This window comes from Ligilactobacillus aviarius, assembly GCF_001654615.1.
GTDB classification, from domain to species: Bacteria; Bacillota; Bacilli; order Lactobacillales; family Lactobacillaceae; genus Ligilactobacillus; species Ligilactobacillus aviarius_B.
Map to the genome: position 1 here is coordinate 21,639 of NZ_LWUD01000006.1, position 26,108 is coordinate 47,746.

Below are 26,108 nucleotides of genomic sequence, written 5' to 3' on the forward strand. Positions count from 1 at the left end.
TCCTTAAAAATAAATTTTTTGAACTTCCCCTGAATAATATGTTTGAAGATGGTTTTGTTTGTCCTTAACGACTAAGCCGCCATCATTGCTAAGATCGACAACTTCGCCATGTGTCAGTTCCGGTCCGACTTGCATATCAATTTGCTTGCCCATTAGGTTTAACCGTTGGCGGTATTCTTGAAGGTAATGGCCGTCTTCATAATCGGTGAGAACACTGAGTAAGTTATTGATCAGTTCAGCAGCAATGAGGTTAAGGTCAGCTGGAAGACGATCACTGATGGCTTGGACCTTTGATTTTAATTCTTCAGGAAAATCCTGAGTTGTTAAATTGATGCCGACCCCAATCACTAATTCGGTTGGTGCTAAGGATTCAAGGTCAGCGGTTGCTTCCGTTAAGATCCCTGCGATTTTTTTATGATCAATGTAAAGGTCGTTGACCCACTTTACGCTGAAATTTTGTTCTGGAAAGAATTTTTGTAGGGCGTGAACGACCCCGATCGCAATGCTGGTTGTTATCAATGAAGGATTAAGCGGCTGATTGTTTAATGGAACGGCAAGACTTAAATAAATTCCACCATGGTCCGGCGAATAAAAGTCACGTTTAAACCGCCCGTATCCCTTTGTCTGTTTTTCGGCGATCACCGCTAACGGTTGGGTTAACGAGTGAACGCTGAGATATTCCTTGAGATACGTGTTAGTTGAATTGATTGTTTTAAAAGTCTGGACATCAACCGGTTGGTCAAGTTGGTGTTCAATCAGTTCATTATTTAATGCATACCCGATTTCAAGCTGGTAACCGGCACTGCGTTTACTTTTGATTTGAAAACCGTCATTTTCAAGGGCTTTAATATATTTCCAAACCATTGTGCGGCTGATATTGAACTTTTGGGCCAGTTCGTCGCCCGAGATCCAATTATTTTGTGAAGTAAAAAGCAAATTTAAAATTTCCTGTTTAAAATCCATGATCAAACTCCATATAGTTATTCTTGTAAACATTATACAGCGATTAAGGTTAATAAAAAACACCCGCGATCAGTCTGTGTCAAGATTAGAGGAAATTAAATGATCTTAGGTGTTTTAATGTGTAGGATTGAATTGTAATATGAGATGTAACTACCTCATCTCAAAGATAATGAAATCCGCATTGGAATTCAATTCTTTTTGAGCTCAAATTATTTGCATCAAAAATTAATTCTTTTTTCTTGATTCAGCTGACAAATGCGTTATAACGAAGGTGTAAGGAATCTTAATTCCGAAATTGGAAGAAGGCGAGTAGTTATGGCTAAGACTTTAAGTAAGGAAGAGCGGAAAGAACTTGCTCGGAAAGCAATGGAAGCTCGTGCTAAGGAACCAGCCAAGAAACAAGGAGCCGGGTTCGCACAATTGGATGCTGACGCCAAAAAGTTACAAAATTAGAATTTGAAAGTTAAATAAAAAACGGATCTCATTCGAGATTCGTTTTTTTACATTATCAGGTTATTTCTTTAGAAGATCAATTACCTTAGAAGCGACTCCTTGGTATTTAGAAACATTAGTAACGACAACAAGTGCTTTTTTATTCATAACTGAATTTCCTTTCTTTAATAAAACGATGGTTTATTGAATTCTGTATTCGGTTCGACAACAGCCAAACTTTGATTGATATAGTCTTGATTATTAGCAATGATTTTTACAATGACATCGGCAACTGCTTGGCGGGTAACTTGGACATCGTTGACCGTTTGACCTTGTGGAATTAATTTGAAGTGATGATTTTGAGGATCATTGTATAGCCAAGCAAGACGTAAAAGGGTATATTCAAGGCCTGACTGTTCGACGGCTTTCGCAGATCGAATTTCTTCATCAATGTAAGTAGAGCTCAAATTTTGCTTTGTCCATTTGCCAATTTTTTTGCCAAATTCATCATATATTCCAATAATTGTTGCACCAATAATTCGGTTAACGTGTTGCTTTTTTAAAGCGGCGATGATATTTAAAGTGCCTTTTTCTGAAGACATTGAATTTAAATAAACAATGTCGATGCCTTGGAGAGCATCTGAAAGACTTTGTGAGTCGTTAAAATCACCGTCGATAATTTTCTCACGATTTGGATCAGCGATTGTGATTCGTGAAGATAAGTTTCGACCATATAAAACAAGGTTTGCGTCTGTATTCGATAGCAAATTTTGCGTAACTATCCGTGCAATTTGACCTGCAGCACCTAAAATTAATACATTTTGAGCCATTAGTTTCATCTCCCATGTGATTTTGAATGTATAATATTACCTATAGTATGGTATAGGTCAAGCAAAAGAGGAAAAATTATGGAAAAAAGTTATACGATTGGGCAAGTTGCGGATAAGCTAGGAATTAATATCAAAACACTCTATTATTATGACCGTGAAGGACTACTTCCATTTGTTAAACGTGATGAAAAAGGGAATCGTCAATTTACGGTTGATGATTTGGAGATGGTTTTAACCATTCTACATTTGAAAAATGCAGGGGTGAAGTTGAAGGAAATTAAGAAGTTTATCGATTGGCGAATGGCGGGCGATTCAACTTTAACTCAAAGATTATCCTTTATTGAAAACCAGGAAAAGATATTAAAGAAAAATATTGAAAATTTACAGCGATCATTACAAATTTTAGAGTACAAAGAATGGTATTATAAAACGGCGGTCGATGCAGGGACAGAGCAGATTCATTTAATTCCTGGAACTTTTCGCTATAACCGTGAAGCTGCTCAGAAATTTATTACAAAAATTGATAAAATGTCTACAATGGAAAGAGAATTGTTTGAAATCGAAAAATCAAATTCAAATAATTCTGATTAAGGTTGTTTTTTGAGATAAAAACATATAATCATAAGAAAATTTACTAACCAAATTAAAGAAAGAATATTATGAAGAACGCATTTATAATTGAAGATTTATCAAGTTTAAACAGCATTTCAATGAATGTTGCCGGACCAATTATCGCAAGTTACGGTTTGCGGGCGTTGCAGATTCCAGTGCAAGATTTCATTACCCAAACTGAAATGGACGGTGCAATTCAAACGAATTATTCCGCTGAATGGTTAAAAGCAATGTTTGAAACCGCCCATCATCAGTTTAAAAATACCGAAAATATTGGATTGATTGGTTACTTAGGAAAGATGGAAATCATTGATTTAATTGCGAAAAGCGCGTTAATAAATGATTTTCGGTTTCTTTTAGTTGACCCGGTAATGGCTGATAACGGGCATTATTACCCATTGTTGGATGCAACCTATTGTCGGCAATTAAAACAACTATTACCATTTGCCGACGTGATTACACCAAATGTAACTGAATTGGCGTTTCTAACAGGAAATCAATATTCAACTGCATTTACAGAAGATCAAATTGCGGCAATGGCCAGTCAACTACGCACGCTTTTGAAAAAGGACGCAACGGTGGTGGTAACCGGAATCGAGACTCAAGATCAAGTCGGCTGTTATTGGGACGATGGCGTTTCATGTGGAATAAATTATTTGCGCAAAGTTGATGGTCATTTTTATGGAACGGGGGATGCGTTTGCAGCTGCACTCCTTGGGGAACTCAGTGAACATGCTCAGTTGAGCGATTGTTTACCGCAAATCATGGAACGGCTTCAAGCAAGCATTCGCAATACCCTTTTAAGTGAAAATGATTTAAAATTAGGGATAGATATTATGCCATTGCTTCGGCGGAATGATTAATTGTTTTAAGGAGGATTATCATGATTGATTTAGCAGATATCAAGGAAAACTTGTCAGATGTACTAACTGATTATTTTAATAATGAAAAATTTGATTTGAAACCTGGATCACTATTTGTTGTTGGATGCAGTACAAGTATGATTCGGGGCGAATGGATGGGAACCGATTCTGCATTATCAATAGGGAAAGCTGTTTATGAAACTTTGCAGGCATTCTTAAAACCACGGAAGATCGATTTAGCAATTCAAGGTTGTGAACACATCAACCGGGCATTATTAATGGAACGGGAAGTTGCTGAAAAGCATAATTTCGAAATCGTTTCAGTTTGCCCATCAATGCATGCGGGTGGCGGTACCCAAGTTGCAGCTTATGAAGAAATGAATGATCCCGTTGAAGTTGAACACATCGTTGCCGATGGCGGAATTGACATCGGGGGAACGGATATTGGAATGCACGTTAAATTTGTTCAGGTTCCAGTTCGGTTAAAGCACCACACGATTGGAGCAGCCAACGTTACTGGTTTATACACCCGGCCAAAATTGATTGGTGGGCAACGTGCATTGTACACATTTTCAGATAAGAACAAAATCGATACATGGGATAATTTAAATGAAAAGTAATAAATTAAAATTAATGACCGTGACCGCCTTATTGACGGCATTGAACATTGTAATTAGTCGAATTTTGATTATTCCGATTCCGTTTACCCATGGAAACATTAACCTGTGCGATGCAGGAATTTTTATCATCGCAATGTTATACGGACCGTGGCCGGGGTTATTTGCCGGTGCCGTATCAGGATTTTTATTGGATTTGATTTCAGGATATAGTCAGTATATGTTCTTCTCGTTAATTGTGCATGGGCTTGAAGGATTGATCGTTGGCCTCCTATTCCAACGGCTGCATGCGGAGAAGTCAAAGATGAAGCAAATTGGGATCATGCTTGTTGGAACGATCATTATGGTGGCCGGGTATTTCTGTTCGGATTCGATTTTATACAACGTTCAAACCGGATTACTTGGAATTCCGATGAACTGCATTCAAGGCGTTGTCGGATTGATTGTTGCGTTGTTATTGACACCGCAGTTACGGAAGATAATTAAATACTAAAATATGAAATCTAACTGGGAATTAACCTGGTTAGATTTTTCTTATTAAGATAGATCGGAAAAATCGTAATTAAAACAGTTTAATTGCCATTGATTTGGCGCGATTGGGAATTGAATTTGGTTAAATTTGTCATATGATATAAATAGATTTTGGTACGAACCTTTTACTAAAAAGGTTGCTTTATCAAAAAACATATTCTAGAATAGGTGCAACCATAAAATTATTGGAGATGAAAGAGTTATGAGTAAGAAGTTAGAAAATAAAGTTGCCATTGTTACGGCGGCAAGTCGCGGCATTGGTCTTGAAATTACACATAAGTTGGTTGAAGAAGGCGCAACGGTTTACATGGCAGTCCGGGACAGTGAAAAGAACCGGAAGTTAACTGAAGAATTAACCGCCGAAAATAAACAATACCAGTCAGTTTTCTACGACGCATTTGACTACCCTTCATACAAAGAAGCCGTTAAAAACGTTGTCGCTGATGCCGGCCGATTGGATATTTTAGTAAATAATTTTGGCTGGACTGATGTCAAAGCAGATACAACGTTAACGGATGGCGATCCGGATGCTTTTAAGAAGATCGTTGATGTTAACATTATGAGCACGTATTACATGTCAAAATATGCGGTTCAACAAATGAAGACGCAAAAGACGGGCGGCAACATTGTTAATATCTCATCTGTTGCCGGAAACACGCCTGATATTGCCCGCTTAGCTTACGGGGTTTCAAAGGCAGCAATTAATTCATTGACCCAACAAACAGCGGTTGAATACGCTCGTGATAATATTCGCGTAAATGCTATTTTACCAGGATTAGTTGCAACTGATGGGGCATTGGACAACATGTCAGATACATTCTTAGATACATTCTTGAAGCATGTTCCGTTGAACCGGATTGCTAAACCGCGGGACATTGCGAATGCAGTTGCATTCTTGTTAAGCGACGAAGCCAGCTTTATTACTGGTGAATTGATCCCAGTTGCCGGTGGTTTTGGCTTGCCAACTCCAATTTACGGTGACTTCCAAGGAATGCAACATCAATCACAAACAAAATAATTGATTTAATCTGATAACAGCTGGGCTTTGAGGCTCAGCTGTTTTTTTTGTATTTTATTAAAACAATGTTCGTGTTAATCAATTTATAACTAAAGACGATAATTATAAGTTAATTAATAATTAAATAATTGGTTTTTATTTCAAATAATATTCGTATTTTTATTGACGGTTATTACTTAAAATTGGTAAACTTACATCGTAATCATTGATTTAGGAGAAACAAGGAGATTTTTATATGTCATCGATTGTAATTATGGGAAGCCAATGGGGCGATGAAGGAAAAGGGAAAATGACCGATTGGCTGGCACAAAAGGCGGATATGATCGTCCGTTATCAGGGCGGAAATAATGCTGGCCATACAATTGCATTTAACGGGAAGACGTATAAATTGCAATTGATCCCATCTGGAATTTTTGAACCGCAAAAAATCAATGTGATTGGGAACGGTGTGGTGGTTAACCCGAAGGCACTTTTAAGTGAATTACAGATGCTTAAGGACGCCGGGGTGACCCCTTCAAACCTTAAAATTTCAAGTCGGGCTCATTTGATTTTGCCATATCATATTCAACTTGATATTGCCCAGGAAAAGCAACGGGGTGATCAAAAGGTTGGAACGACTCACAATGGGATTGGCCCAGCATACATGGATAAGGCCGCTCGAATTGGGATTCGGATGTGTGATCTGCTTGAAAAAGATACATTTGCAACAAAGTTGAAAGAAAACTTAGCACAGAAGAATGCGCTTTTTGAAAAGATCTATGATGAAGAACCATTTGATTTTGATTCATTATTTGATGAGTATTACGAATATGGTCAGCAACTGAAAGACTACGTTACAGATACATCGGTTCTTGTAAACGAAGCAATCAGTGCAGGCAAGAATGTCTTATTTGAAGGTGCTCAAGGCATCATGCTTGATTTGGACCACGGAACATATCCGTATGTAACATCTTCAAACCCGGTTGTTGGCGGAGCCCTTGCCGGAGCAGGAGTTGGTCCCCAATCACTTACGAAAATGGTCGGAGTTTGCAAGGCATATTCAACCCGGGTCGGTGAAGGACCATTTCCAACTGAATTGACAAACGAAACGGGCGATTGGATTCGGGAAAAGGCCCATGAATACGGAACAGTGACGGGCCGACCACGCCGAATCGGTTGGTTTGACGCGGTTGCAATGCGCCACGCTAAACGAGTTTCCGGAATGAATTGTCTCAGTTTGAATCTGTTAGACATCTTTACCGGATTAAAAAAGGTTAAAATTTGTACAGCTTATATGCTTGATGGCAAACAAATCGACTACTATCCAGCAAGTTTGAAAGAACTTGAACGGTGTGAACCGGTGTATGAAGAATTTGACGGCTGGACAGAAGATATTTCCACGGTGACGGAATATGATCAATTACCAGCAAACGCCAAGAAGTATTTGAAACGAATTGAAGAATTAACGGGCTTACAATTGATGACGATCTCAGTTGGCCCAAGTCGGGAACAAACGATCACGTTGAAGGATGCATGGGAGGATCGGTAATGTTAGCAAGATATTCACGCCCAGAGATGGCAAAAATTTGGACAGATGAAAGTAAATACGGTGCTTGGTTAAAGGTTGAAATTGCGGTTACAAATGCATGGGCAAAACTTGGAGTTGTGCCGCAAGAAGACGCCGAAAAGATTGCCAAAAACGCTTCGTTTACGGCAGAACGGGTGGCTGAAATGGAAGAGGTTACCCACCACGACGTTGTTGCGTTTACCCGGACGGTTTCAGAATCCCTTGGCGAAGAAAAAAAGTGGGTCCACTACGGTCTTACAAGTACTGATGTGGTTGATACTGCACAAGGTTATTTGTTAAAACAGGCTGACCAAATTTTGCGACAAGACTTAGAAGAGTTAAAAGAAACGATCAAACAGATGGCATTGAAATATAAAAATACCGTTATGATTGGCCGGACCCATGGTGTTCAAGCCGAACCAATGACCTTTGGCTTGAAGATGTGCCGGTGGTATACCGAAATTCAACGCGATATTGAACGGTTTGAACATGCTGCTGCCGGCGTTGAATGTGGTGAAATCAGCGGAGCAGTCGGAACCTACGCGAACGTTCCGCCGGAGGTTGAAAAGAGCGTTACGGAAGAACTTGGATTAAACCAGCAACCGGTAACAAGCCAAGTATTGCCCCGGGATCTCCATGCGGAATACATTGCTACATTGGGCTTGATTGCAACCAGTTTAGAGGAATTTGCAACTGAAATTCGCGGCTTACAGCGGTCTGAGATCCATGAAGTGGAAGAACACTTCAACCCGGGTCAAAAGGGCTCATCTGCAATGCCGCACAAGCGGAATCCGATTGGATCAGAAAACATCTGCGGAATGGCACGGGTTTTACGCGGCAACATTGTAACGGCATACGAAAACGTTGCGTTGTGGCACGAACGTGATATTTCGCATTCATCAGCCGAACGGGTAATTTTACCAGACTCAACAATTGGCTTGGATTACATGTTGCACCGGTTCAACAAGATCCTTTCAAGTTTGGATGTATTCCCTGAAACGATGAAGGAAAACATGAATAAGACTTACGGTTTAATTTACAGTCAACGGCTATTGCTGAAGCTGATCAATACGGGAATGTCCCGGGAAAAGGCCTATGACATGGTTCAAAAGTTAACTGCTAAATCATGGAATGAACATGTTCAATTCCGTGAATTAGTTGATCAAAGCGAAATCGCAAATATTTTGCCGAAAACTGAGATTGATGATGCGTTTGATTACAGTTATCATTTACGTCATCTTGATGAGATTTACCGGCAAGTTGGAATTGAATAGAAAATGATAAACAGCATCTGTAATTTTTGCAGATGCTGTTTATTTGGCATCAATTGCATATTAGATGACGCCGATTGTTATTAAAATTACGTGAATTGTTATTTAGGGTAAATATATAAATTGTTTAAGGAGCGACGATAACATGGCAAAGGTAATTTTAGTAACAGGTGCAACGGATGGGATTGGACGGCAAGCAGCAATCATGCTTGCAAAGCAAGGGTATACGGTTTATGGTGGCGGCCGGAATCCGCAAAAATTGGAAACATTAAAGGACGAGAAAATTATTCCGATTAAATTGGATTTAACCCAAAATACAACGTTAATTGATGCAGTTCAAATGATTTTAAGTAAAGAAAATCGGATTGATGCATTGGTCAACTGTGCGGGCTACGGGTCATATGGTGCAATCGAGAATGTTACAATGAAAGAGGCAAGACGGCAATTTGACGTCAATCTTTTTGGACTTGCTGAATTAGTAAAACTTATTCTTCCGCAGATGCGTAAACAACATTCGGGAAGAATAATTAATGTTTCATCAATGGGCGGGCGATTAACAACGTATTTTGGAGCATGGTACCACGCTACAAAATATGCTTTGGAAGCTTTTAGTGATGCATTACGAATGGAAACCCATCAGTTTGGAATTGACGTATCAATCATTGAACCCGGCGGAATTAAGACAAATTGGGGAATTATTGCGGCAGACCATTTGCAAGAATCTTCACGAGGAACGGTTTATGAACAAGAAGCCGATCGAACTGCTAAAATGATGAAAGCAGAATATAATTCAAATATGCTTTCGAATCCGAAGATAATTGCAAAGGCAATTAGTAAAGCTGTTAATTCAGGTCATCCGAAAGCGCGTTATCTTATTGGCTTTGGAGCTAAGCCGCTTGTTTTGATGCATTCAATTATGCCAACTAAGGTATTTGATTGGCTAATGAGAAAAATCGGTTAGGAGATTTTAAAATGAAGATCACGATTACTCGTCAATTCCAACAGTTTTTGAAAGAAATCGGCTTGCCGTTAGGAGACTTACTAGAAAAGACAGGAATTCCAAATTTACTGTGGAAAGAAGAGCTTAAATTAACCCTTGATCAGTACTATCAACTTTTAAAAGCATTTGATGAAGAAATTACTGATCGGCAGTTATTACAGTTCAGCCAAATTGATAACTTGAAAACCTTTATTCCGCCATTTTTTGCAGCATTATGTTCGGCTAATGGAATGAGTGCAATAATGCGAATACAGAAATATAAAAGTTTGGTTGGCCCGGTGAAAATTAAATTTACTGAAACTCAGCAGACGATAAGTGTCCACTACGAATTTGCAGATTCTCAGCGAGATCTTCCCCGATTCGCAGTTATTAATGAACAGTTATTATTAATCAGTACTTTAAGAAAAGGGACAGGAAAGAAAATTATTCCCCGGGAAATAACCGTTCCATTCAATTACAGTGATTGTTTAACGCAATATGTCGGGAATAAAGTTCAAAGCGGAAATGAGAATCAAATTGAATTTTATAAATCAGATTTAGCCCTTCCATTTTTAACGCAAAATAATAGTATGTTACAGTATCTTGAGCCTGAAATGCAGCGACGGATAAAAGAAAATGAAGATCGAAGCAACCGGGGGATTGTTAGACAGTTATTATTAAAAGCAATTCCAAGCGGTCGGTATAGTATTAGTGAAATTGCTCATCAAATGGGGCAAAGCGTTCGCAGTTTACAACGGAATTTGAAAAAAGAGGCAACGACATATAATCGCGAGGTTAAGGATGTTCAATTCGATTTAGCCAAAAATTACTTAAGGGATGAACAAATGACAATAACCGATATTTCATATTTGGTTGGGTATAATGATCCTAGTTCATTTTTAAGAGCATTTAAACGATGGACAGGCATGACATCGTCTGAATATCGCGAATTAAATAGCTAGTTGAAGATTCAAGAGCAGAAACGCGGCTCTTGGATTTTTTATTTTTTAAGGTCTTAATAAAAATTTAACCTTTTTCATGAATTCAGATTGCGATGATACCGGCTATTCTCAGTGATTATTAAAGATCCTTTGCAAAAAATTAAGGTTAATTTATAAGATTTAAAGCAAAGGATAACATTTTGTAAAGCTGTGTATTAAAATATCTCAATTGTGGGGTCAAAAATGGGATAAGTGAGAAAACGTTAAACTAGTTCAGGTGAGAGGATGATTTTTATGGGTAAGATAGTTCAACGTTTTTCACGAGTGTTTATCATGATGCTGATGATCATGAGCGTTCCTTTCTTTTTTAACTCATCAGTATCAGCGGCAACAATTCAGGTAAATGGTCTGAATGGGAATCAGGCAATTGTTACGGATAGCAGCGGAAAAAGAGTTTCGGATACCCAGGGGCTAAACGAGTATAACTACTATCAAGTGAAATATAACTGGTCGATTCCTGATTCAGTAACCATCAAACCGGGCGATACAGCTCAATTTACATTACCATCTAATATCCGGGTTCGCAGTACGGAAACGTTCAATATTACGGCTAGCCAGGGCGAAGTTGTTGGACACGCAACAGTCAATGCTGTAGCGTCGACTGGAACGATTACCTTTACTAATATTCCAGCGTCATTTCGCTATAATCGCCATGGAACATTAACTTTTTATGGTCAGGGGAAAGTGGTTCCCAAGACGGACGTTAATTCATGGATGATCAATAAAGGCGGCTGGGTCGATAATAAGACCTTAAACTCAAAGGGCAACCCAACTCAGTTATATTGGAACGTTGTGTTAAATCCTGCAGGGAAAAAGTTAACGGGAGTATCATTTACCGATAAGCCGCAAAAGGGGCAAACGATTATTTCAAATTCAGTTGAGGTTTATCAAGTCAATTCTTCAAATAAATTAGGAAAGAAATTATCACCTAAAATTACAATGAATTCTGATGGGTCAATGTCGCTTGACCTTGGGAATATTAGTACACCGATTTATATTGAGTACAAGGTCAGTCTTAGTAAAGATGTTTCAAACTCAGCAACAACTGAGTGGGAAAATGTTGGGATTATAAATTGGAATGGCGGCAGTTCTGCACATACAACAGCGCTGGTTCGGCATGGTGGTTCCGGAACCGAAATTGGTTATAACGGATCAGTTGAATTGCATAAGGTTGATGCAATTACTAAAAAATCATTAGCTGGAGCAGTTTTTGATTTAGAAAGTCAATCAGGGAAAGTATTGCAATCAAATTTAACAACGGATTCAAACGGTAATCTGATTGTCAAAAATTTAAAGGACGGTAATTATCAATTTGTTGAGGTTAAAGCACCTCAAGGTTATCAAATTAATTCAAAACCAATTAAATTTACAATTAATGACAGTTCGTCAAACGCTGTTTCAGTAAAAGTTACGGCAGAAAATCAACCGCTTAAGAGTTCATCAAGCAAGAAATCAAGCTCAAGTGTGAAGGCTTCAAGTAACAATAAGAATTCATCAAGCAAGAAGTCAAGTTCAAGCAAGATTTCAAGTAGTAGCAAGAAGAGTTCGAGTGTAAAGAGCTCATCAAGCAAGAGGTCAAGCTCAATCAAGAGTTCAGCAAAGAGCTCAAGTGAAGCTTCAAGCAGGAAGAGTTCAATGATCAAGTCATCAAGCAGGACCTCATCAAAGAAGGCTTCAAGCTCAAGCAAGATCTCAAGTAGTAGCAAGAATAGCTCAAACATTAAGAGTTCATCAAGCAAGAAATCAAGTTCAAGCGTGAAGGCTTCAAGCAGTAGTAAGAAGAGTTCAAGCTTAATTAAGAGTTCAGCAAAGAGCTCAAGTGAAGCTCCAAGTAAAGAATCTTCAGTTGAATCAAGTAGTAAAGAAGTTGCAAGTTCATCATCAATGAAGTCAACAACAGCTAAGAGCCACCGTGGTGGGGCTCGTCCTGTAAAGAGTTCATCATCAGTTGAATCTTCAAGCAACATCAATACTGAATCAAGTTTAACAATGAACACTGTTTCAAGCTCAGCTAACAAGCCAAGCAAGGATACTGAAACAAGCGTGAAGGTACCATCAAAGACTTCAACAATCAGTTACGTAGACAAGTCAACTGAAAAGTCAGTTCCGGTAACTGTAAGTAGTGAAACGAACACAATGATTGAAAGTTCAATTTCATCAGCAGTACGGACAGGATCAGGTTCAAGTTCATTTGGAAGCTCAATGGTTTACAAACCAACGTTGGTATCAAGCTCAATGAACGTTCCGGCAACAAGCTGGTCAAAGGAAATTGTGAACGGAAGTTCAGCAACAACGGTGGTCACATACTCCCAAAGTGAAATTCCGAATACTAATAAGGAAAGCAACCGTGTGATCAACAAACCAACAGCCAACACCGCAACAACACACAATGTCCAAAACACAACTGTAATTAATAACAACAATAATCACAGTGCAAACCAAGGCGGAGTAACGGTTGTTGGAAATAACAATAACAACGGCAACAACGCTCAAGGTAATAAGAGTGGTAAAGGCAATGGCAATGGTCACGGTGAAGGCTTACCACAAACTGGTGAAGCAGCTGCAACCGCGGCAGTTGGCTTAGGAATCGCATTGATCGCAATTTCAGGAATCGTTGTTTTTGAAAAGAAAAATTAATCTTGAGTAAAAAGTTGAACGAATAGGTATTGGTAATTTTTTAGGCGACTTCTTCACGGGGGCCGCCTAAAAATTTTGATGATTCTACAATAAGGAGGATTTTCCATTGTTTGGAGGTTTTGAACTTTATTATCCAGTTGTTATGTCATTTGTTTGGATAATTGGTGCGATTTTCTTTAACTTTTGTGAGCAGAAATTTACCAATATGAGATTAAAAAGGCAAGATGAAGGGCCGTTTGTTGAAATCTTTATGTCTTGCTATAACGAAGAAGCTGTCTTGGAGCGTTCGATTGCTTCATTGGAGAAACTGATATATCAAAATTATCAAATTGTTTTGATTGATGATAAAAGTTCTGATAATACACTTCAAATCATGCATTCACTTGCAAAAAAATATTCAAACATTAAAGTTAAATCCCAAAAGAAAAATATGGGGAAAGCAGCAGCTTTAAATCGTGCTTTAAGTGAAAGCAATGCTGATTATATTTTATGTGTTGACGCAGATACAGTTTTTAAGAAGGACTCGTTAAGTTATCTAGTTGCTGTCCTGGCTGCTGACGAACGAATTGCGGCAGTAACTGGGCGCCCAATTGTTAAAAATGTTTCAACATTGATGGGAAAGCTTCAGTTCCTCGAATATATTCTTAATATCGATATGATTAAACGATCACAGTCTTTTTTTCTAGGTCATATTATGACAGTCTCAGGAGTTCTAACGCTTTTTCGGCGTTCTGCCCTAGAAGAAATTGGTGGATGGAATACTGAAGCAATGACAGAGGATATTGATGCTACATGGCGGTTGTATGATAAAGGCTACTATTGTACCTATCAGCCACGAGCTTTATGCCAAATTTACGTTCCTGAAACTGTTCGTGGGTTCATTAAGCAACGTGTTCGGTGGGGGCGTGGTGGTCTTGAAGTTTTACGTAACCATTTTAGAATGCTTCCTAACCTTTCATGGGGTCAACGATTGTTAGCAATTGATATGTGTTGTAGTTATACATGGATTTTTCTTGTAAGTTTTGCAACTTTTAGAATTTTCTTTGAGTTTCTTTTTATGCGTAACTTACGAATCAATCTTGGGGCACTTGTTGCTTATTATGGAGTAACATTATTATTTTATGGTTTTTCTAAAATATTTAATTGGGAAAATAGTTATATTAAATATAAAAATTATTGGCTTTATTTACCATTTTTCTTTTATGCTTACTGGCTAAATAACATTGTTGTTGTTTTTTCAGCGTTCTATCATCTTTTTGATTCTGTTGAATTTGCAGCATGGGGAGCGTCAGATCGGGGGCATATTAAATGAGACGTTTAAAAAAATTGGGGGAATTCATTTATTATATTGTTGGAAATATTATTCAGATTTTTATTGTAATTATCTTTGTTGATTTCATGTGCCACCGTTTTAAGGAGTGGATGATTGACTTTTATGTCGCAACAAATTGCAACTATACAGTTTTTGACAAAATGATTATTTTACTGACGATTTCAGTGTTAGTAATTGCGGCATTAGGAATTGCTCGATATTTCTGGTTCAGGTTTTGTTTCCTAAAAAAGAAAAGGATAAAGAAAGAGTAGGTCAATCAAATGGATAAGGTTAAACGGTTTTTCCAACATACTTGGCATTGGATTTTTATTACTTTATGTTTGATTATTATTGGAATTTCCTGCTATTTAGAATATCAGGCAGAAGTCCAGCAACAACACGTTGATCGGGAAGTCAGTGATGGAAAGCTGTCAGATCAGCAGCTTCATGAAAATGGAATTTTGGTTTTGTGCTACCATCGGGTAGTTAATAGTCGTTTATTTGCTGATAAGTTCGCTCTTGCACTTTCGAATAATGATCAGCTTCATGAGTACAGTATGCCTGTTAGTAAGTTGCGTTATCAAATTCATTATCTTAGAAAGCATGGTGTTCGTATTATCTCAATGGAAACGGCAATTAGGCTTATTAAGACAGATCAACCATTAAAGCATAAATATGTTGTTTTGACTTTTGATGATGTTGATGAGACGTTAACTTCAAATGTATATCCATTATTTAAAAAACTTGGTAATATTCCATATACTGTGTTTGTTGTTACTAGTAATACCGGACGTTATGATAATGGAACACGATTAGCAACTTGGCGCCAACTTCATAAAGTTCTTGGAAATTCTAACGTCACAATTGGTGTCCATACCAATAATATGCATTACCTTGTTAATAATAAGCCAGTTTTAAAATATGCTAAAAATTACAATCAGTTTAGAAAGGATTATCAAAAATCGGAAGAAATTATCAAGAAAAAAACAGGACACTATACCCCTTATTTTGCATATCCGTATGGTGAGGGAACAAACCGTGAACAACGTTATTTAGTTGATCACGGGATGATTACTTTTTCACTTGATAATGGAATCGTTACTCAGAGATATGACTTAAGCCAACCCCTTCCACGAACGATGGTTGATAATCATTCATGGAAAAATGTTATAAAAAAATGGGTAAATACTGATCCTTCAAATAATTAACTAAATTCAAATCATTTTTTATGCACAAAAACTGGGCATTTCGGGGCTTTTACTACATGTTAGCTGACAATCGCCTTACTTTATGGATAGAGGGTTCAAGGGCCTCAAAATAAAAAGTAAGGAGAGATTATTATGGATTATGCCAAAAGACAATTAAAAGCATTAGGTCGGATTTCAAAGAAGATTATGGATGCTGAAAACCACCTCACCAAGATTGAAGATGGGGTTGATGAAAAGAAGCATCGGACAGCTCAACACGAAACGATCAAGGACATCAAATCGATTTTGAAACACGCAGTCAAAGTCGATAAGGATGAAATTAAGATCATGGTTCACGAGGATGAAGGGCATAAAGACTCAACTGAAAACCATTATGTTTACGTTGAAGACGAAGAAGGAGTGATCGACCATCTTCGTGAAGAATTTGCAGAACTGGATAAAAAACTTGAAGAGTTGAAAGGATCAGAAGGCTACGAGGTTAAAGCATTTTTAGCTGAAAAGGATTACCTTGAAAAGGCCAAGAAAATCCTTGTTGAAGCTCACAAGTTTGATCCGGATGATGAATAACAATAAAGCGGACGTTTTACGACGTCCGCTTTATTAGTCATTATTCAACATTTTCTTGATCATAACTTGATTCTTTTTTTGCTCGAATTGAACTGCTCCATAATGAAATGGCGGTGAGGATACTTACAATGACGATCAACCAACTAAGAACGGTGAACGACATTGATTTAACAAGGGTTGCAGCAATGATAACGCCAATCACCCCACCGATGACAAATCCGAAGATTCCCCGCGTTGAGAAACGGTTACTTTTAACGAAACTAAAGCTTGTGAACGGCATCAATAATGCACATGAAAGCATCATGATTGGAAATGCCGCGATTGGTTTTAATCCAAGCAAGTAGATCATCACCATACATGGGGCATACAGCCCAACGCCGGCAGCCATTAACCCGCCAAGAATGAAGTTCCCGATTACTCCAATTACAAGGGCCCAACCATGTAATCCGTCCGCATTATTTCCAACAGCCAAAATGTTGATCCACCCCATTTTATTTGCAACCATCAATAATGAGGTGATTACAAGGGCAATTGCCATAAACCGTTGGACGATCACGGAGCTCATTTTAACAACCAAGAAACTCCCGATCGTCGCCCCAATTACTGATGCAAGTACCATTGAAATCAAGGTCAACGGTTGAACGGGAACAGCCGTTACAAAAAAGAGGGCTTCAACAATTGTTGGAATTCCATGGGCAATGTTCAGTGTGCCAGGTAAGTCCCGTTCATCTTTTAAATAATGGGTCATCTGAAACATCGTTGTCGTTGTGATGAAACTCCCAATTCCGAGGGTATCTCCAAAATCGGCAATTCCAGCAATCCCCATTCCTAAAAGATTGTCTTTCAAATTAAACTTCTCATGATTTCGCTTGACCTGCCGAATGATAACCAAGGCCAGGTAAAGAATACACAAAATTAAAATTCCAATAATTATTTTTACCACGATTCGTTGCTCCTCAAAATATTTATGATTTTAGTTTAGCACTCCAAAAATAGCTTGTGCGAATTATGACAAAAAATTCATTGCTTTTAAATAAATGGTTTAATTCCCATATATAAAAGAATAATCGCAATCAATGGTTTCATTACCCGGGAAATAAAATTCCGGTTGCGCTGACCGATCAGCCGCATCATTAACGGCGCACATGCAGCCCCTAAAGCTGTGCCAAGGGCCATGAAGAGAACCGGATGCCAAGCGATCGTCATTGTATGCCAATGAAGCCCCACTCCTAAAAGAGTTGTCCAAATTCGGATATATGAAGACGTTGCGGCTGCTTGGGCAACCGGAGCATCAAGCAGCAGCATTCCAGCAACTAATGGACCGCCACCTGACATTCCAGCTAATCCGACCATGACACCGCTGATAATGCTGGCAAATGGAGGAAAATATTTTGCAGTTAATTTTGAAGATTTCTTTTTACGAGAATGTGAAATTGAATTCCATAAAATTGTGGATGCCAGAATAATTAAAATAACACTAATGATCAATTGATAAAGATCATGATTGGTAAATGGAACGATCAAACTGCCACCGATCGTTCCCAATAACGCCCACTTTAAAAGGAAATTTCCACGGTGATAATCAATCGTATGGGTTCGATGATTGATCAGGGTCCCAATGATCAATGCAGGAAGCGTAACGACGAGCGCACTTGCTGCCGCCGTTTTGGCGCTGAGATGGAAAATTGTGATGAGACATCCAATGTAAAGGGCGGCTCCCATTCCAAGAAAGATTAAGATAAAACCAATTAGAAAACCGCACAAAATAAGTAATCCAATATGCATGCGATTACCTCCTTGGTCTTTATTATAGGAGTAACTTTGATAAAAGTTTACTAATGTAGTCGAAATGAAACATTTGCAACCGAGTTTTAATCTATGAATTTTCGGTTAATTTTATGAACTTTTTATATTTGGATAATTAAAATCAAAAAAACCTTACTATCAACTGATAGTAAGGCCGAAACAAAATAAGCCTCGAATACGAAGGACGTATTCCAACTAATAGGATGGAAATTCGTATACCTGTGTAAAGCGAAATTGAGGTGGTTAGTCAAACTCCCAAATGACCAACCACCTCAAGTCTATGATTTTTCGAAAGGGGTTTCAAACAAAGATTCTTTGCAATCACGCTTAATCGGTTAATATCAGTGTTTTTAAGGAAAATTCAAAATTTTTCAAGTGTTTTTGTGAACGCTTTAAAGACAATGGAACTATATTAAAAGTTGAAGAGAGTTATTTGAAAACTAACGCAAGTTGCTCTTCAATAGCCCGCTTGAAAGGGGGCTTTGATGATAAATGATTATTCATCAAGGAAATCAACAGATTGGAGGAAACATGAATGAGTGAACAAGTTACAGGTGCGGAATTATTAATTGAAGCACTGAAGAAAAACGACTTAAAAAATGTTTATGGTGTTGTTGGAATTCCAGTAACTGATTTAGCACGGATGATGCAACGCAGTGGGATGCGGTATTTTGGGTTCCGTCGTGAAGATTCAGCAGTAAATGCGGCTGCGGCTTCCGGATTTTTAACAGGAAAGCCCGGCTTAGCATTGACGGTTTCAGCTCCCGGATTCTTGAATGGATTGGTTGCATTAGGCGAAGCAACGAAGAATTGCTTCCCGGTAATTATGATCTCAGGTTCATCTGAACGCCACATCATTGATTTGAACCGTGGCGATTATGAAGGCTTGGATCAATATAACATTGCCAAGCCATTCTGTAAGGCTGCATACCGGGTCGATCGTCCAGAAGATATGGGATTAGCAGTTGCCCGGGCAATCCGGTCAGCAGTTTCAGGCCGTCCGGGTGGAGTTTACCTTGATTTACCAGCTGACACGATCGGGGCTTTGTTAGATGAAAACATTGACCCTGAAGGCACCTTGATCAAAGAAGACGACCCCGCACCGCAACAACGGCCATCAGTTGAAGCCGTTGATAAGGCAGTTGAAGTTTTGAAGAATGCCAAGAAACCATTGATCATTCTTGGCAAGGGGGCTTCAATTGCCCATGCTGAAAATGAAGTCCGCGATTTCATTGAAACAACCAAGATTCCGTATTTGCCAATGTCAATGGCAAAGGGCTTATTGCCGGATGATCATGAATCATGTGTTGCAGCTGCCCGGTCACTTTCATTTAGCGATGCCGATGCGATCATGTTAGTTGGGGCCCGGCTGAATTGGATGCTTTCACACGGTGAAAAGTTCAATCCGGACGCTAAGTTGATTCAAATTGATGTTGATGCAAATGAAATCGACTCAAACAAGAAGATTGCTGCTCCATTAGTCGGTGATATGAAGTCCGTCTTCAATGAATTAACACCAGCAGTTAAGAAAGCTGGAATTAAGGCTCCACAAGATTGGCTGGATGCATTGAAGGCGAAGAAAGACGAAAACTTTGCCAAGATGCAAAAGCGGTTAACAACGCCACGGTCACCAATGGGCTATTATGGCGCACTTGCTCCAATTAAAGAGCTGATCAAGAAGAACCCAGATACTTACCTTGTAAGTGAAGGAGCGAATACCCTTGATATTGGACGGAACGTCATTGACATCTTTAAACCGCGTCACCGGCTTGATACTGGTACCTGGGGTGTCATGGGTGTCGGCTTAGGATATGCAATTGGAACTGCCATTGAAACGGGCAAGAAAGTTGTTTGCGTTGAAGGCGATAGCGCATTTGGATTTGATGGAATGGAAATTGAAACGATTTGCCGGTTGCATCTCCCAATTACGATCGTGGTCTTCAATAATGGCGGAATTTACAACGGTGCTGAAAAGGATCCGGCAGGCAGTGATCCGGCCCCGATCACGTTGGATGCCAAAGGCCGGTACGACAAGCTGGCTGAAGCCTTTGGCGGATTAGCATATAACGTAACGACTCCTGAAGAATTAGATAAAGCCTTGAATGAAGCATTTGATGCTGGCAAACCAGCAATTATCAATGCCGTTATTGATCCTGCTTTAGGAAAAGAATCAGGGCATATTGGCAACCTGAATCCGAAGTTGGGAATCAAACACTAAAAAGCGAAAAGAGGAATTAAAATGACTGAAGAAAAGAAAACATCAGAATACGCACCATTAAAGGGAATTAAGGTTGTTGACTGGACTCAAGTTCAATCAGGACCATCATGTACTCAATTATTAGCCTGGTTAGGGGCTGATGTTATTAAGATCGAACGGCCAGATATCGGCGGGGATCCAACCCGGAATCAATTATTGGATATCAAGGATTCATGGGGAATGTACTTCTTGCAATTAAATGCTAACAAGAAATCATTGACCTTGAACATTAAAACTGATGAAGGTCACAAGATTATGGAAGACCTTTTGAAGAAGGCCGATGTCTTCATCGAAAACGTTAAACCGGGTGCTGCTGAAAGAGCAGGTTTCGGTTGGGACGATGTTCACAAAATGAATCCACGGCTGATCATGGCTTCATTAAAGGGATTCAACCAAGGATCACGGTTTGAAAACGTTAAGGCTTACGAACCAGTTGCTCAATCAGCCGGTGGGGCTGCTTCAACAACTGGATGGAACGAAGACGGCTTTAATGTTCCAACGCAGTCAGCCGGAGCTTTGGGTGATACCAACTCAGGAATGCACATTACGATCGGAATTTTAGCCGCATTGTTCCAACGTGAACACACTGGCGAAGGCGTTTATGTATACCAATCAATGCAAAACGCCGTTATGGATCTTTGCCGAATCAAGTTGCGTGACCAAGTCATGCTTGATAATTTAGGAGCATTGCCGCACTACGCTGTTTACCCAGACTTCAAGTGGGGCAAAGCTATTCCACGTGCTGAAAACACAGAAGGTGGCGAAGTTATCGGCTGGACGTACAAGGCTAAAGGTTGGGAAAATGATCCAAACGCTTACGTTTACATTGTTATCCAAAACTCAAACAAGAGTTGGGAAGCAATTGCCAACACAATGGGTCACCCAGAATGGATCAAGGATGAACGCTTCAAGGATTGGCAACACCGTCAATTACACAAGAAGGAAATTTATCCATTGATTGAATCATACACAAAGCAATACGACAAGTATGAATTAACTGAGAAGTTAGGTGCAGCCGGCATTCCAGTTGGTCCAATTCTTGACTGGTATGAATTGGAAAATGATCCTGAATTGAACGAAGACGGAACGATCGTTACGATCGACCAAGGTGGTAACCGCGGCAAGTTCAAGACATTGGGAATGCCATTCACGATGTCAAACTACAAGCCAGATTACAAGCGCGCCCCTGATTTGGGTGAAAACAACAACGAAATCTTAAGTGACTTAGGTTACACTGAAGATCAAATCAAAGGTCTTGAAAAAGACGGAACAATCATCCCTGCTCAAAAGCCAAAGAACCCACGGCGTGAGGTTATTAAAGGTAAATAAAAGGTGAATAATATAGAGTAACCCTCCCGGTATTTTTACTGGGAGGGCTATTTTTATTCATTAAATTATTAGATTAATTCTGAAAGAACTGTTAATGTTCGAATCATTTGTGATACAAAGCCATATTCGTTGTCATACCATGAAACGGTTTTAACGAGTTGTAAATCATCAACGGTTGTAATTTCTGTTTGAGTAGGATCAAAGATTCCACCAAAGGTTGTATCAATTACATCTGATGAAACGATTGAATCATCATTGTAACCAAATGATGGGTTATTTTCAGTGTGTTTTTTAAGGGCTTCATTAACTTCTTCTTCAGTTACCTTTTTATTTAAAACAGTAACTAATTCGGTGATTGATCCGTCAATTACTGGGACCCGTTGAGCATGACCTTTTAATTTACCATCTAATTCAGGAATTACTAAGCCGATTGCTTTAGCAGCTCCTGTTGAATGAGGGATTGTATTTTCAGCAGCTGCACGGGCCGAACGGACATCCTTATTAGGACCGTCTTGAATTTTTTGAGTAGCTGTATATGCGTGAACAGTTGTCATGGTTCCGGCTTTAATTCCAAATTCTTGGTTCAAAGCATATGCTAATGGGGCAAGACTATTAGTTGTGCATGATCCAGCTGAAACGATTTGGTCATCTTTTTTTAAGATATCGTGGTTAACATTGTAAACAACGGTCTTGATTTTACCAGCAGGGGCAGAGATTAAGACCTTCTTAGCACCTGCTTCAATATGTGCTTGAGCTTTTTCACCTGAAGTATAGAATCCAGAGCATTCGAGAACAATGTCAACGTCATCGTTCTTTACCCAAGGAATTTCTTTAGCGTCAGGGAAGGCGTATACGTTAATTTGTTTTCCATTGATGTAAAGTGCTTTATCATCTGCACTTACTTTGCCATCAAATGTGCCATGAATTGTATCATACTTGAATAAATGTGCTAATTGTTGTGGAGCACATAAGTCGTTGATTGCGACAACTTCTAATTCAGTATCCTTTAAACTTAAAATTCTCCGTAAAGCTAAACGTCCAATTCTTCCAAAACCATTAATACCAATTTTTACTGTCATAATTAATCAGCCTCCACTTGTTGTTTTTTGTTTGATTTGTATCTGTTATATAAGTTATTTGCAATTAATGCGATGATTACAAGTAAGCACCCTACCAATTCGAATGCTGAAATATGATAACCGCCAATCACGGTAATTACAAAAGAAGTTACTGGAACCAGGTTCATGAAGAGGATTCCATTGATTGGTCCAACAATTCGATTACCAAAGTTCCATGCAAATACGGCGATTACGCCTGCAAGAAGTACCATGTATACTAAAGTGCCGCTAACGCCTTGGATTGCATGCATTGTTGGCATTTTTAGCCAGCCTGCCATGGTTGCAACGGCAATAATTACGCATACAGAAATCATGCCGTAAATAGTTGTTAACGCTGTATAGCGCAAAATTGACCAACCAGAAAAATCTGGAACTCCGGAAGTGTAAATTACCCAGCATAATGCCCCTAGTAAGATTAAGAGGGTTGCTGAAAAGGTGTTGTTACCGCCGAAAAGTGCCGAAATATGTCCTTTAGTTACAACCATGAATACACCGATGATAGCAACTACCATTGAGAGTAATGAAAATTTTGTTGGTTTTTGCTTTCGCCAAACCCACGCAACTAATACTCCAAGAAGTGGCTGAATTGCCATCATTACTGATGCAATGATTGATCCAGATGGCCCAGCAATTTTTTGTCCGAGGAACACTAAGAAACTGAATCCAGCAAATGCTGATGTTCCAAGAAGCCATAGTTTTTTGAAATGACCTTCAGGATTAAATGCCTTTGGTCCTTCAATAAAGAACAATAAAATTGCGAAGATAATTGCCACTGATCCATAACGGAATAACGTAAAATAAAATGGATCCATGATTTTTAAAGCAGGTTCCATAATAGGAAACATTCCACCCCAGGACAAAACGGCAATTAGACACATTAATAAACCTAAAATTCCTTTTCTTTTCATCTCTTTACCTCACTAATTAATAATTTTTTATGAATTTGAAAAATTCAGTTCATAAGCATCGCCTCTTCCTTTCAACGGTTTTAGATTAAGCCAATTATTTACCTACGGGAATAATCAATATATAATACCTGTTATAATGAGCCGTTATATGTAAAGGGAGTGAAGATGTTGTTTGATTCTATAAATATTGATTTACTATATGTGTTCGTTACTGTGAGTGAACTGAAGAGTATTAACAAAAGTAGTGATGTATTATTACTATCACAGCCAGCAATCAGTAAGAAAATCAAACAACTAGAAGAATATTTGGGACAAAAATTATTAATTCGATCATCAAAGGGAGTATCACTCACTTCAGAGGGAGAGATCTTTTATCAAAAGGCGAAAAAGATAATTCGTGAATTTGATTCATTGCATTATCTAAAGAATGAACAAGATTATAATTCTTTTAATTCATTAAGGATTGGTTCACTCGATAGTATTTCATCTTTCAAATATCCTAATTTTTTCATTAATGCTTTGAGTACTGTTAAAGAAGTTGTTCTTACTAATAAGATTTCAGATTTAATAGATCCATTTAATAATGGAGATCTGGATGTTATTTTGATGGATTCACAATTTAAAAATGCTCTTACATGTGATTATGACGAAGAAGTTTTATATGAAGAACCGTATTATATTGTCTATTCAAAAAATAATCAGAATTTGTTTAATTTAAGAAAAGAAAAGATTTCAGCAAAAGATTTGCAGAAATATCAACTGCTGTTATATCCGAAATATTGTCCAATTCATAATCGGATTGCTCAGATTTATAAAGAACTAAAATTAAAATTACCACCAATTTACGAGGTGAATTATAGTGAATCAATAATCTCGCTTATTAAAAACTCTGATTATGTCACTATTTTGCCTAAATCACTAGCAGTCAATAAAATCAAGGATGATGAGAATATCCTTGAAACCAGAGAATTAGATATTGCTTTTCAAAGAAAGGTTTCAGTATTTTCCAATAAGAAAGTTTCATTAAAACAAATTGTTAATAAACTTGATGGTTAAAATTGAATATTGTGAGTAAAAATAGGTTACACAAACTGTAAAAAATAAAAGCCTAACTGTTTAGTGAGCAGTTAGGAATTCAGCAAAATTGTAAGATGATACAGGACTAAAGTTATAATTACTTTTTAATTTAAATGCTTGCTTAAAAAATCTAAAACAGTACATGCCGTGGCATAGTTAGTTGCAAGAACGACATTATCTAGTATTGATAGCCGTACTAAAGACTGAATATCATTTTCATGGCAGTGACTACTTAATGGATCTATCAAAAAGATTAAGACATCTAATTTTTGATCAACTACCATGTTGGCGATTTCAATATCACCGCCAGTAGGACCACTTTTTACCTTATTGACTTTGATATGGAATTTATTCTCAATCATTTCCCCGGTTTGTCTTGTTGAAAAAAGAGTACATTGCTCAAGCAATTCTTTATATTTGTCAACTATCGATAAAATTTCTTCTTTTTTATTATTATGAGCAACTAAAGCTAACTTCATAATTCTCTCCTTTGTTAAAATAATCGATTGCTAATTATTGACGATGTCGCTTTCATTTTATAGGCAAGATTTTTAATCATCGAACGCTTTAATTCATTTGTAGTGCCAGACATTCCCAATGTTGCAATACATTTGTTTTTTACAATTATTGGTACCCCTACGCATCGTTTACCTTCTTGTGTTTCCTCATCATCAATAGCATATCCTTGATCATGAATGATTTGAAGACTGTTTATGAAAGCATTCATATCAGTTATTGAACTGGGAGTATTCTTTTTCAAATGGATTTTGCGTAGTAGATTAAGTAATTCATCAATTTCGAGGCAAGCCAATGCACATTTACCCATTGCGTTGGTATTTAAAGGCCGCTTCTCGCCAAGAATAGCGTAGTCCTCCGGGTGGTCTTTTCTCGGAATTATTTGAGAGTAAGTGATGTATTCACCTGTAGGAATACCAATATATGCTGACAGGTTAAATTCTTCCACTAATGGTTTTATGTAAGGAATTACAGACCAATCTAATATCTTGTTGTCAGGTTGAAGAAGATTATAAGCACAATTCATGTAGTATTTATTATCAGATTTACATATTAATTCATACTCGCATAGTGTATATAACAGTCTAAAGGCAGTAGTTTTACTTATACCGGTTTTGTTAGAAATTTCAGCTAAAGAAAGCCCGTCTTTATCAGCTAAAAGTAATAACACATCAAGCCCCTTAGCAAGAGTTCTGGAAATATAATCCATG

Annotated in this window: 25 protein-coding genes; 17 read left to right on the plus strand and 8 right to left on the minus strand. The window is 38.2% G+C overall.

Annotated features, from left to right (window positions below; all coding sequences use genetic code 11):
* Positions 1 to 3: 3 nt before the first annotated feature.
* The gene (locus tag A3O17_RS01410) at positions 4 to 963 is read right to left on the minus strand and encodes a biotin--[acetyl-CoA-carboxylase] ligase (protein WP_064212793.1); all 960 of its coding nucleotides are present in this window, start codon (positions 961 to 963) and stop codon (positions 4 to 6) included.
* Positions 964 to 1,278: 315 nt separating this feature from the next.
* Here A3O17_RS01410 and A3O17_RS07900 point away from each other — a divergent pair, with 315 nt between their 5' ends.
* Positions 1,279 to 1,416 carry a hypothetical protein gene (locus tag A3O17_RS07900; RefSeq protein WP_164477236.1) on the plus strand — a complete coding sequence of 46 codons (138 nt, stop codon included), beginning with the start codon at positions 1,279 to 1,281 and terminating at the stop codon, positions 1,414 to 1,416.
* Positions 1,417 to 1,580: 164 nt separating this feature from the next.
* Here the strand turns inward: A3O17_RS07900 and A3O17_RS01415 are convergent, their stop codons facing one another.
* Positions 1,581 to 2,225 carry an NAD(P)H-binding protein gene (locus A3O17_RS01415; protein WP_064212794.1) on the minus strand — a complete coding sequence of 215 codons (645 nt, stop codon included), beginning with the start codon at positions 2,223 to 2,225 and terminating at the stop codon, positions 1,581 to 1,583.
* A gap of 78 nt (positions 2,226 to 2,303) precedes the next feature.
* Between A3O17_RS01415 and A3O17_RS01420 the strand changes: the two genes are divergently transcribed.
* From A3O17_RS01420 to A3O17_RS01485, 13 genes are all read left to right on the plus strand, one after another.
* A complete protein-coding gene (locus tag A3O17_RS01420) occupies positions 2,304 to 2,816 on the plus strand; it encodes a MerR family transcriptional regulator (RefSeq protein ID WP_064212795.1) in 513 nt (170 codons plus the stop codon).
* Between the two features lie 68 nt (positions 2,817 to 2,884).
* Positions 2,885 to 3,700 carry a PfkB family carbohydrate kinase gene (locus A3O17_RS01425; RefSeq protein WP_064212796.1) on the plus strand — a complete coding sequence of 272 codons (816 nt, stop codon included), beginning with the start codon at positions 2,885 to 2,887 and terminating at the stop codon, positions 3,698 to 3,700.
* Positions 3,701 to 3,720: 20 nt separating this feature from the next.
* Positions 3,721 to 4,320: a TIGR01440 family protein gene (locus tag A3O17_RS01430; protein ID WP_180752508.1), complete on the plus strand. Its 600-nt coding sequence runs from the start codon at positions 3,721 to 3,723 to the stop codon at positions 4,318 to 4,320.
* Complete coding sequence (locus A3O17_RS01435) at positions 4,310 to 4,810, plus strand: ECF transporter S component (RefSeq protein WP_064212797.1); 501 nt, start codon at positions 4,310 to 4,312, stop codon at positions 4,808 to 4,810. The genes A3O17_RS01430 and A3O17_RS01435 overlap by 11 nt, the downstream gene beginning before the upstream one ends.
* Positions 4,811 to 5,050: 240 nt before the next feature.
* Positions 5,051 to 5,866 carry a 7alpha-hydroxysteroid dehydrogenase gene (hdhA, locus tag A3O17_RS01440; protein WP_064212798.1) on the plus strand — a complete coding sequence of 272 codons (816 nt, stop codon included), beginning with the start codon at positions 5,051 to 5,053 and terminating at the stop codon, positions 5,864 to 5,866.
* A 235-nt stretch (positions 5,867 to 6,101) separates the two neighbouring features.
* Entirely contained in the window at positions 6,102 to 7,394 is a 1,293-nt protein-coding gene (locus A3O17_RS01445; RefSeq protein WP_064212799.1) for an adenylosuccinate synthase, read from the plus strand.
* Complete coding sequence (gene purB / locus A3O17_RS01450) at positions 7,394 to 8,686, plus strand: adenylosuccinate lyase (RefSeq protein WP_064212800.1); 1,293 nt, start codon at positions 7,394 to 7,396, stop codon at positions 8,684 to 8,686. Before A3O17_RS01445 ends, purB begins: the two co-directional genes overlap by 1 nt.
* 142 nt (positions 8,687 to 8,828) lie before the next feature.
* Complete coding sequence (locus A3O17_RS01455) at positions 8,829 to 9,644, plus strand: oxidoreductase (protein WP_064212801.1); 816 nt, start codon at positions 8,829 to 8,831, stop codon at positions 9,642 to 9,644.
* 11 nt (positions 9,645 to 9,655) lie between these two features.
* A complete protein-coding gene (locus tag A3O17_RS01460) occupies positions 9,656 to 10,624 on the plus strand; it encodes a helix-turn-helix domain-containing protein (protein ID WP_064212802.1) in 969 nt (322 codons plus the stop codon).
* Positions 10,625 to 10,897: 273 nt separating this feature from the next.
* Positions 10,898 to 13,300 carry an LPXTG cell wall anchor domain-containing protein gene (locus tag A3O17_RS01465; protein ID WP_064212803.1) on the plus strand — a complete coding sequence of 801 codons (2,403 nt, stop codon included), beginning with the start codon at positions 10,898 to 10,900 and terminating at the stop codon, positions 13,298 to 13,300.
* A gap of 106 nt (positions 13,301 to 13,406) precedes the next feature.
* Positions 13,407 to 14,612 (plus strand): glycosyltransferase family 2 protein, encoded by a 1,206-nt coding sequence (locus A3O17_RS01470; RefSeq protein ID WP_081255623.1) that lies wholly within the window; start codon positions 13,407 to 13,409, stop codon positions 14,610 to 14,612.
* A gap of 281 nt (positions 14,613 to 14,893) precedes the next feature.
* Complete coding sequence (locus A3O17_RS01480) at positions 14,894 to 15,820, plus strand: polysaccharide deacetylase family protein (RefSeq protein ID WP_064212805.1); 927 nt, start codon at positions 14,894 to 14,896, stop codon at positions 15,818 to 15,820.
* A gap of 129 nt (positions 15,821 to 15,949) precedes the next feature.
* Positions 15,950 to 16,387: a hypothetical protein gene (locus A3O17_RS01485; protein WP_064207602.1), complete on the plus strand. Its 438-nt coding sequence runs from the start codon at positions 15,950 to 15,952 to the stop codon at positions 16,385 to 16,387.
* Positions 16,388 to 16,427: 40 nt separating this feature from the next.
* On the opposite strand, the gene A3O17_RS01490 is transcribed toward A3O17_RS01485, so the two are convergent.
* Together A3O17_RS01490 and A3O17_RS01495 are read right to left on the minus strand one after the other, a co-directional pair.
* Positions 16,428 to 17,330, minus strand: a complete 903-nt coding sequence (locus tag A3O17_RS01490) for a sulfite exporter TauE/SafE family protein (protein ID WP_098040390.1) — start codon at positions 17,328 to 17,330, stop codon at positions 16,428 to 16,430.
* Between the two features lie 86 nt (positions 17,331 to 17,416).
* Entirely contained in the window at positions 17,417 to 18,172 is a 756-nt protein-coding gene (locus tag A3O17_RS01495; protein ID WP_064207600.1) for a sulfite exporter TauE/SafE family protein, read from the minus strand.
* Between the two features lie 556 nt (positions 18,173 to 18,728).
* On the opposite strand from A3O17_RS01495, the gene oxc reads away from it, so the two are divergent.
* Entirely contained in the window at positions 18,729 to 20,411 is a 1,683-nt protein-coding gene (gene oxc, locus A3O17_RS01500) for an oxalyl-CoA decarboxylase (protein WP_064207599.1), read from the plus strand.
* 21 nt (positions 20,412 to 20,432) lie between these two features.
* Positions 20,433 to 21,779, plus strand: a complete 1,347-nt coding sequence (gene frc / locus A3O17_RS01505; protein ID WP_064207598.1) for a formyl-CoA transferase — start codon at positions 20,433 to 20,435, stop codon at positions 21,777 to 21,779.
* A gap of 68 nt (positions 21,780 to 21,847) precedes the next feature.
* On the opposite strand, the gene gap is transcribed toward frc, so the two are convergent.
* Entirely contained in the window at positions 21,848 to 22,858 is a 1,011-nt protein-coding gene (gap, locus tag A3O17_RS01510) for a type I glyceraldehyde-3-phosphate dehydrogenase (RefSeq protein ID WP_064212806.1), read from the minus strand.
* 2 nt (positions 22,859 to 22,860) lie between these two features.
* Positions 22,861 to 23,805, minus strand: coding sequence for a DMT family transporter (locus tag A3O17_RS01515; RefSeq protein WP_064212807.1), 945 nt, complete (start codon positions 23,803 to 23,805; stop codon positions 22,861 to 22,863).
* Between the two features lie 165 nt (positions 23,806 to 23,970).
* Between A3O17_RS01515 and A3O17_RS01520 the strand changes: the two genes are divergently transcribed.
* Entirely contained in the window at positions 23,971 to 24,861 is an 891-nt protein-coding gene (locus A3O17_RS01520; RefSeq protein ID WP_064212808.1) for a LysR family transcriptional regulator, read from the plus strand.
* Positions 24,862 to 24,986: 125 nt separating this feature from the next.
* On the opposite strand, the gene A3O17_RS01525 is transcribed toward A3O17_RS01520, so the two are convergent.
* Both A3O17_RS01525 and A3O17_RS01530 read right to left on the minus strand, forming a co-directional pair.
* Positions 24,987 to 25,361: a methylglyoxal synthase gene (locus A3O17_RS01525; protein WP_064212809.1), complete on the minus strand. Its 375-nt coding sequence runs from the start codon at positions 25,359 to 25,361 to the stop codon at positions 24,987 to 24,989.
* Positions 25,362 to 25,375: 14 nt separating this feature from the next.
* Positions 25,376 to 26,107, minus strand: a complete 732-nt coding sequence (locus A3O17_RS01530; RefSeq protein WP_064207595.1) for an IclR family transcriptional regulator — start codon at positions 26,105 to 26,107, stop codon at positions 25,376 to 25,378.
* Position 26,108: the final 1 nt, after the last annotated feature.

What these genes read in the sequence shown, in the direction of transcription:
- A3O17_RS01420 (WP_064212795.1), top strand. Translation starts at nt 2,304, where the DNA reads ATGGAAAAAAGTTATACGATTGGGCAAGTTGCGGATAAGCTAGGAATT.
- A3O17_RS01455 (WP_064212801.1), top strand. Translation starts at nt 8,829, where the DNA reads ATGGCAAAGGTAATTTTAGTAACAGGTGCAACGGATGGGATTGGACGG.
- A3O17_RS01430 (WP_180752508.1), top strand. Translation starts at nt 3,721, where the DNA reads ATGATTGATTTAGCAGATATCAAGGAAAACTTGTCAGATGTACTAACT.
- A3O17_RS01480 (WP_064212805.1), top strand. Translation starts at nt 14,894, where the DNA reads ATGGATAAGGTTAAACGGTTTTTCCAACATACTTGGCATTGGATTTTT.
- A3O17_RS01435 (WP_064212797.1), top strand. Translation starts at nt 4,310, where the DNA reads ATGAAAAGTAATAAATTAAAATTAATGACCGTGACCGCCTTATTGACG.
- frc (WP_064207598.1), top strand. Translation starts at nt 20,433, where the DNA reads ATGACTGAAGAAAAGAAAACATCAGAATACGCACCATTAAAGGGAATT.
- A3O17_RS01465 (WP_064212803.1), top strand. Translation starts at nt 10,898, where the DNA reads ATGGGTAAGATAGTTCAACGTTTTTCACGAGTGTTTATCATGATGCTG.
- A3O17_RS01425 (WP_064212796.1), top strand. Translation starts at nt 2,885, where the DNA reads ATGAAGAACGCATTTATAATTGAAGATTTATCAAGTTTAAACAGCATT.
- A3O17_RS01495 (WP_064207600.1), bottom strand. Translation starts at nt 18,172, where the DNA reads ATGCATATTGGATTACTTATTTTGTGCGGTTTTCTAATTGGTTTTATC.
- A3O17_RS01460 (WP_064212802.1), top strand. Translation starts at nt 9,656, where the DNA reads ATGAAGATCACGATTACTCGTCAATTCCAACAGTTTTTGAAAGAAATC.
- A3O17_RS01530 (WP_064207595.1), bottom strand. Translation starts at nt 26,107, where the DNA reads ATGGATTATATTTCCAGAACTCTTGCTAAGGGGCTTGATGTGTTATTA.
- A3O17_RS01410 (WP_064212793.1), bottom strand. Translation starts at nt 963, where the DNA reads ATGGATTTTAAACAGGAAATTTTAAATTTGCTTTTTACTTCACAAAAT.
- purB (WP_064212800.1), top strand. Translation starts at nt 7,394, where the DNA reads ATGTTAGCAAGATATTCACGCCCAGAGATGGCAAAAATTTGGACAGAT.
- A3O17_RS01445 (WP_064212799.1), top strand. Translation starts at nt 6,102, where the DNA reads ATGTCATCGATTGTAATTATGGGAAGCCAATGGGGCGATGAAGGAAAA.
- A3O17_RS01415 (WP_064212794.1), bottom strand. Translation starts at nt 2,225, where the DNA reads ATGGCTCAAAATGTATTAATTTTAGGTGCTGCAGGTCAAATTGCACGG.
- gap (WP_064212806.1), bottom strand. Translation starts at nt 22,858, where the DNA reads ATGACAGTAAAAATTGGTATTAATGGTTTTGGAAGAATTGGACGTTTA.
- A3O17_RS01525 (WP_064212809.1), bottom strand. Translation starts at nt 25,361, where the DNA reads ATGAAGTTAGCTTTAGTTGCTCATAATAATAAAAAAGAAGAAATTTTA.
- hdhA (WP_064212798.1), top strand. Translation starts at nt 5,051, where the DNA reads ATGAGTAAGAAGTTAGAAAATAAAGTTGCCATTGTTACGGCGGCAAGT.
- A3O17_RS01515 (WP_064212807.1), bottom strand. Translation starts at nt 23,805, where the DNA reads ATGAAAAGAAAAGGAATTTTAGGTTTATTAATGTGTCTAATTGCCGTT.
- A3O17_RS07900 (WP_164477236.1), top strand. Translation starts at nt 1,279, where the DNA reads ATGGCTAAGACTTTAAGTAAGGAAGAGCGGAAAGAACTTGCTCGGAAA.
- A3O17_RS01520 (WP_064212808.1), top strand. Translation starts at nt 23,971, where the DNA reads ATGTTGTTTGATTCTATAAATATTGATTTACTATATGTGTTCGTTACT.
- oxc (WP_064207599.1), top strand. Translation starts at nt 18,729, where the DNA reads ATGAGTGAACAAGTTACAGGTGCGGAATTATTAATTGAAGCACTGAAG.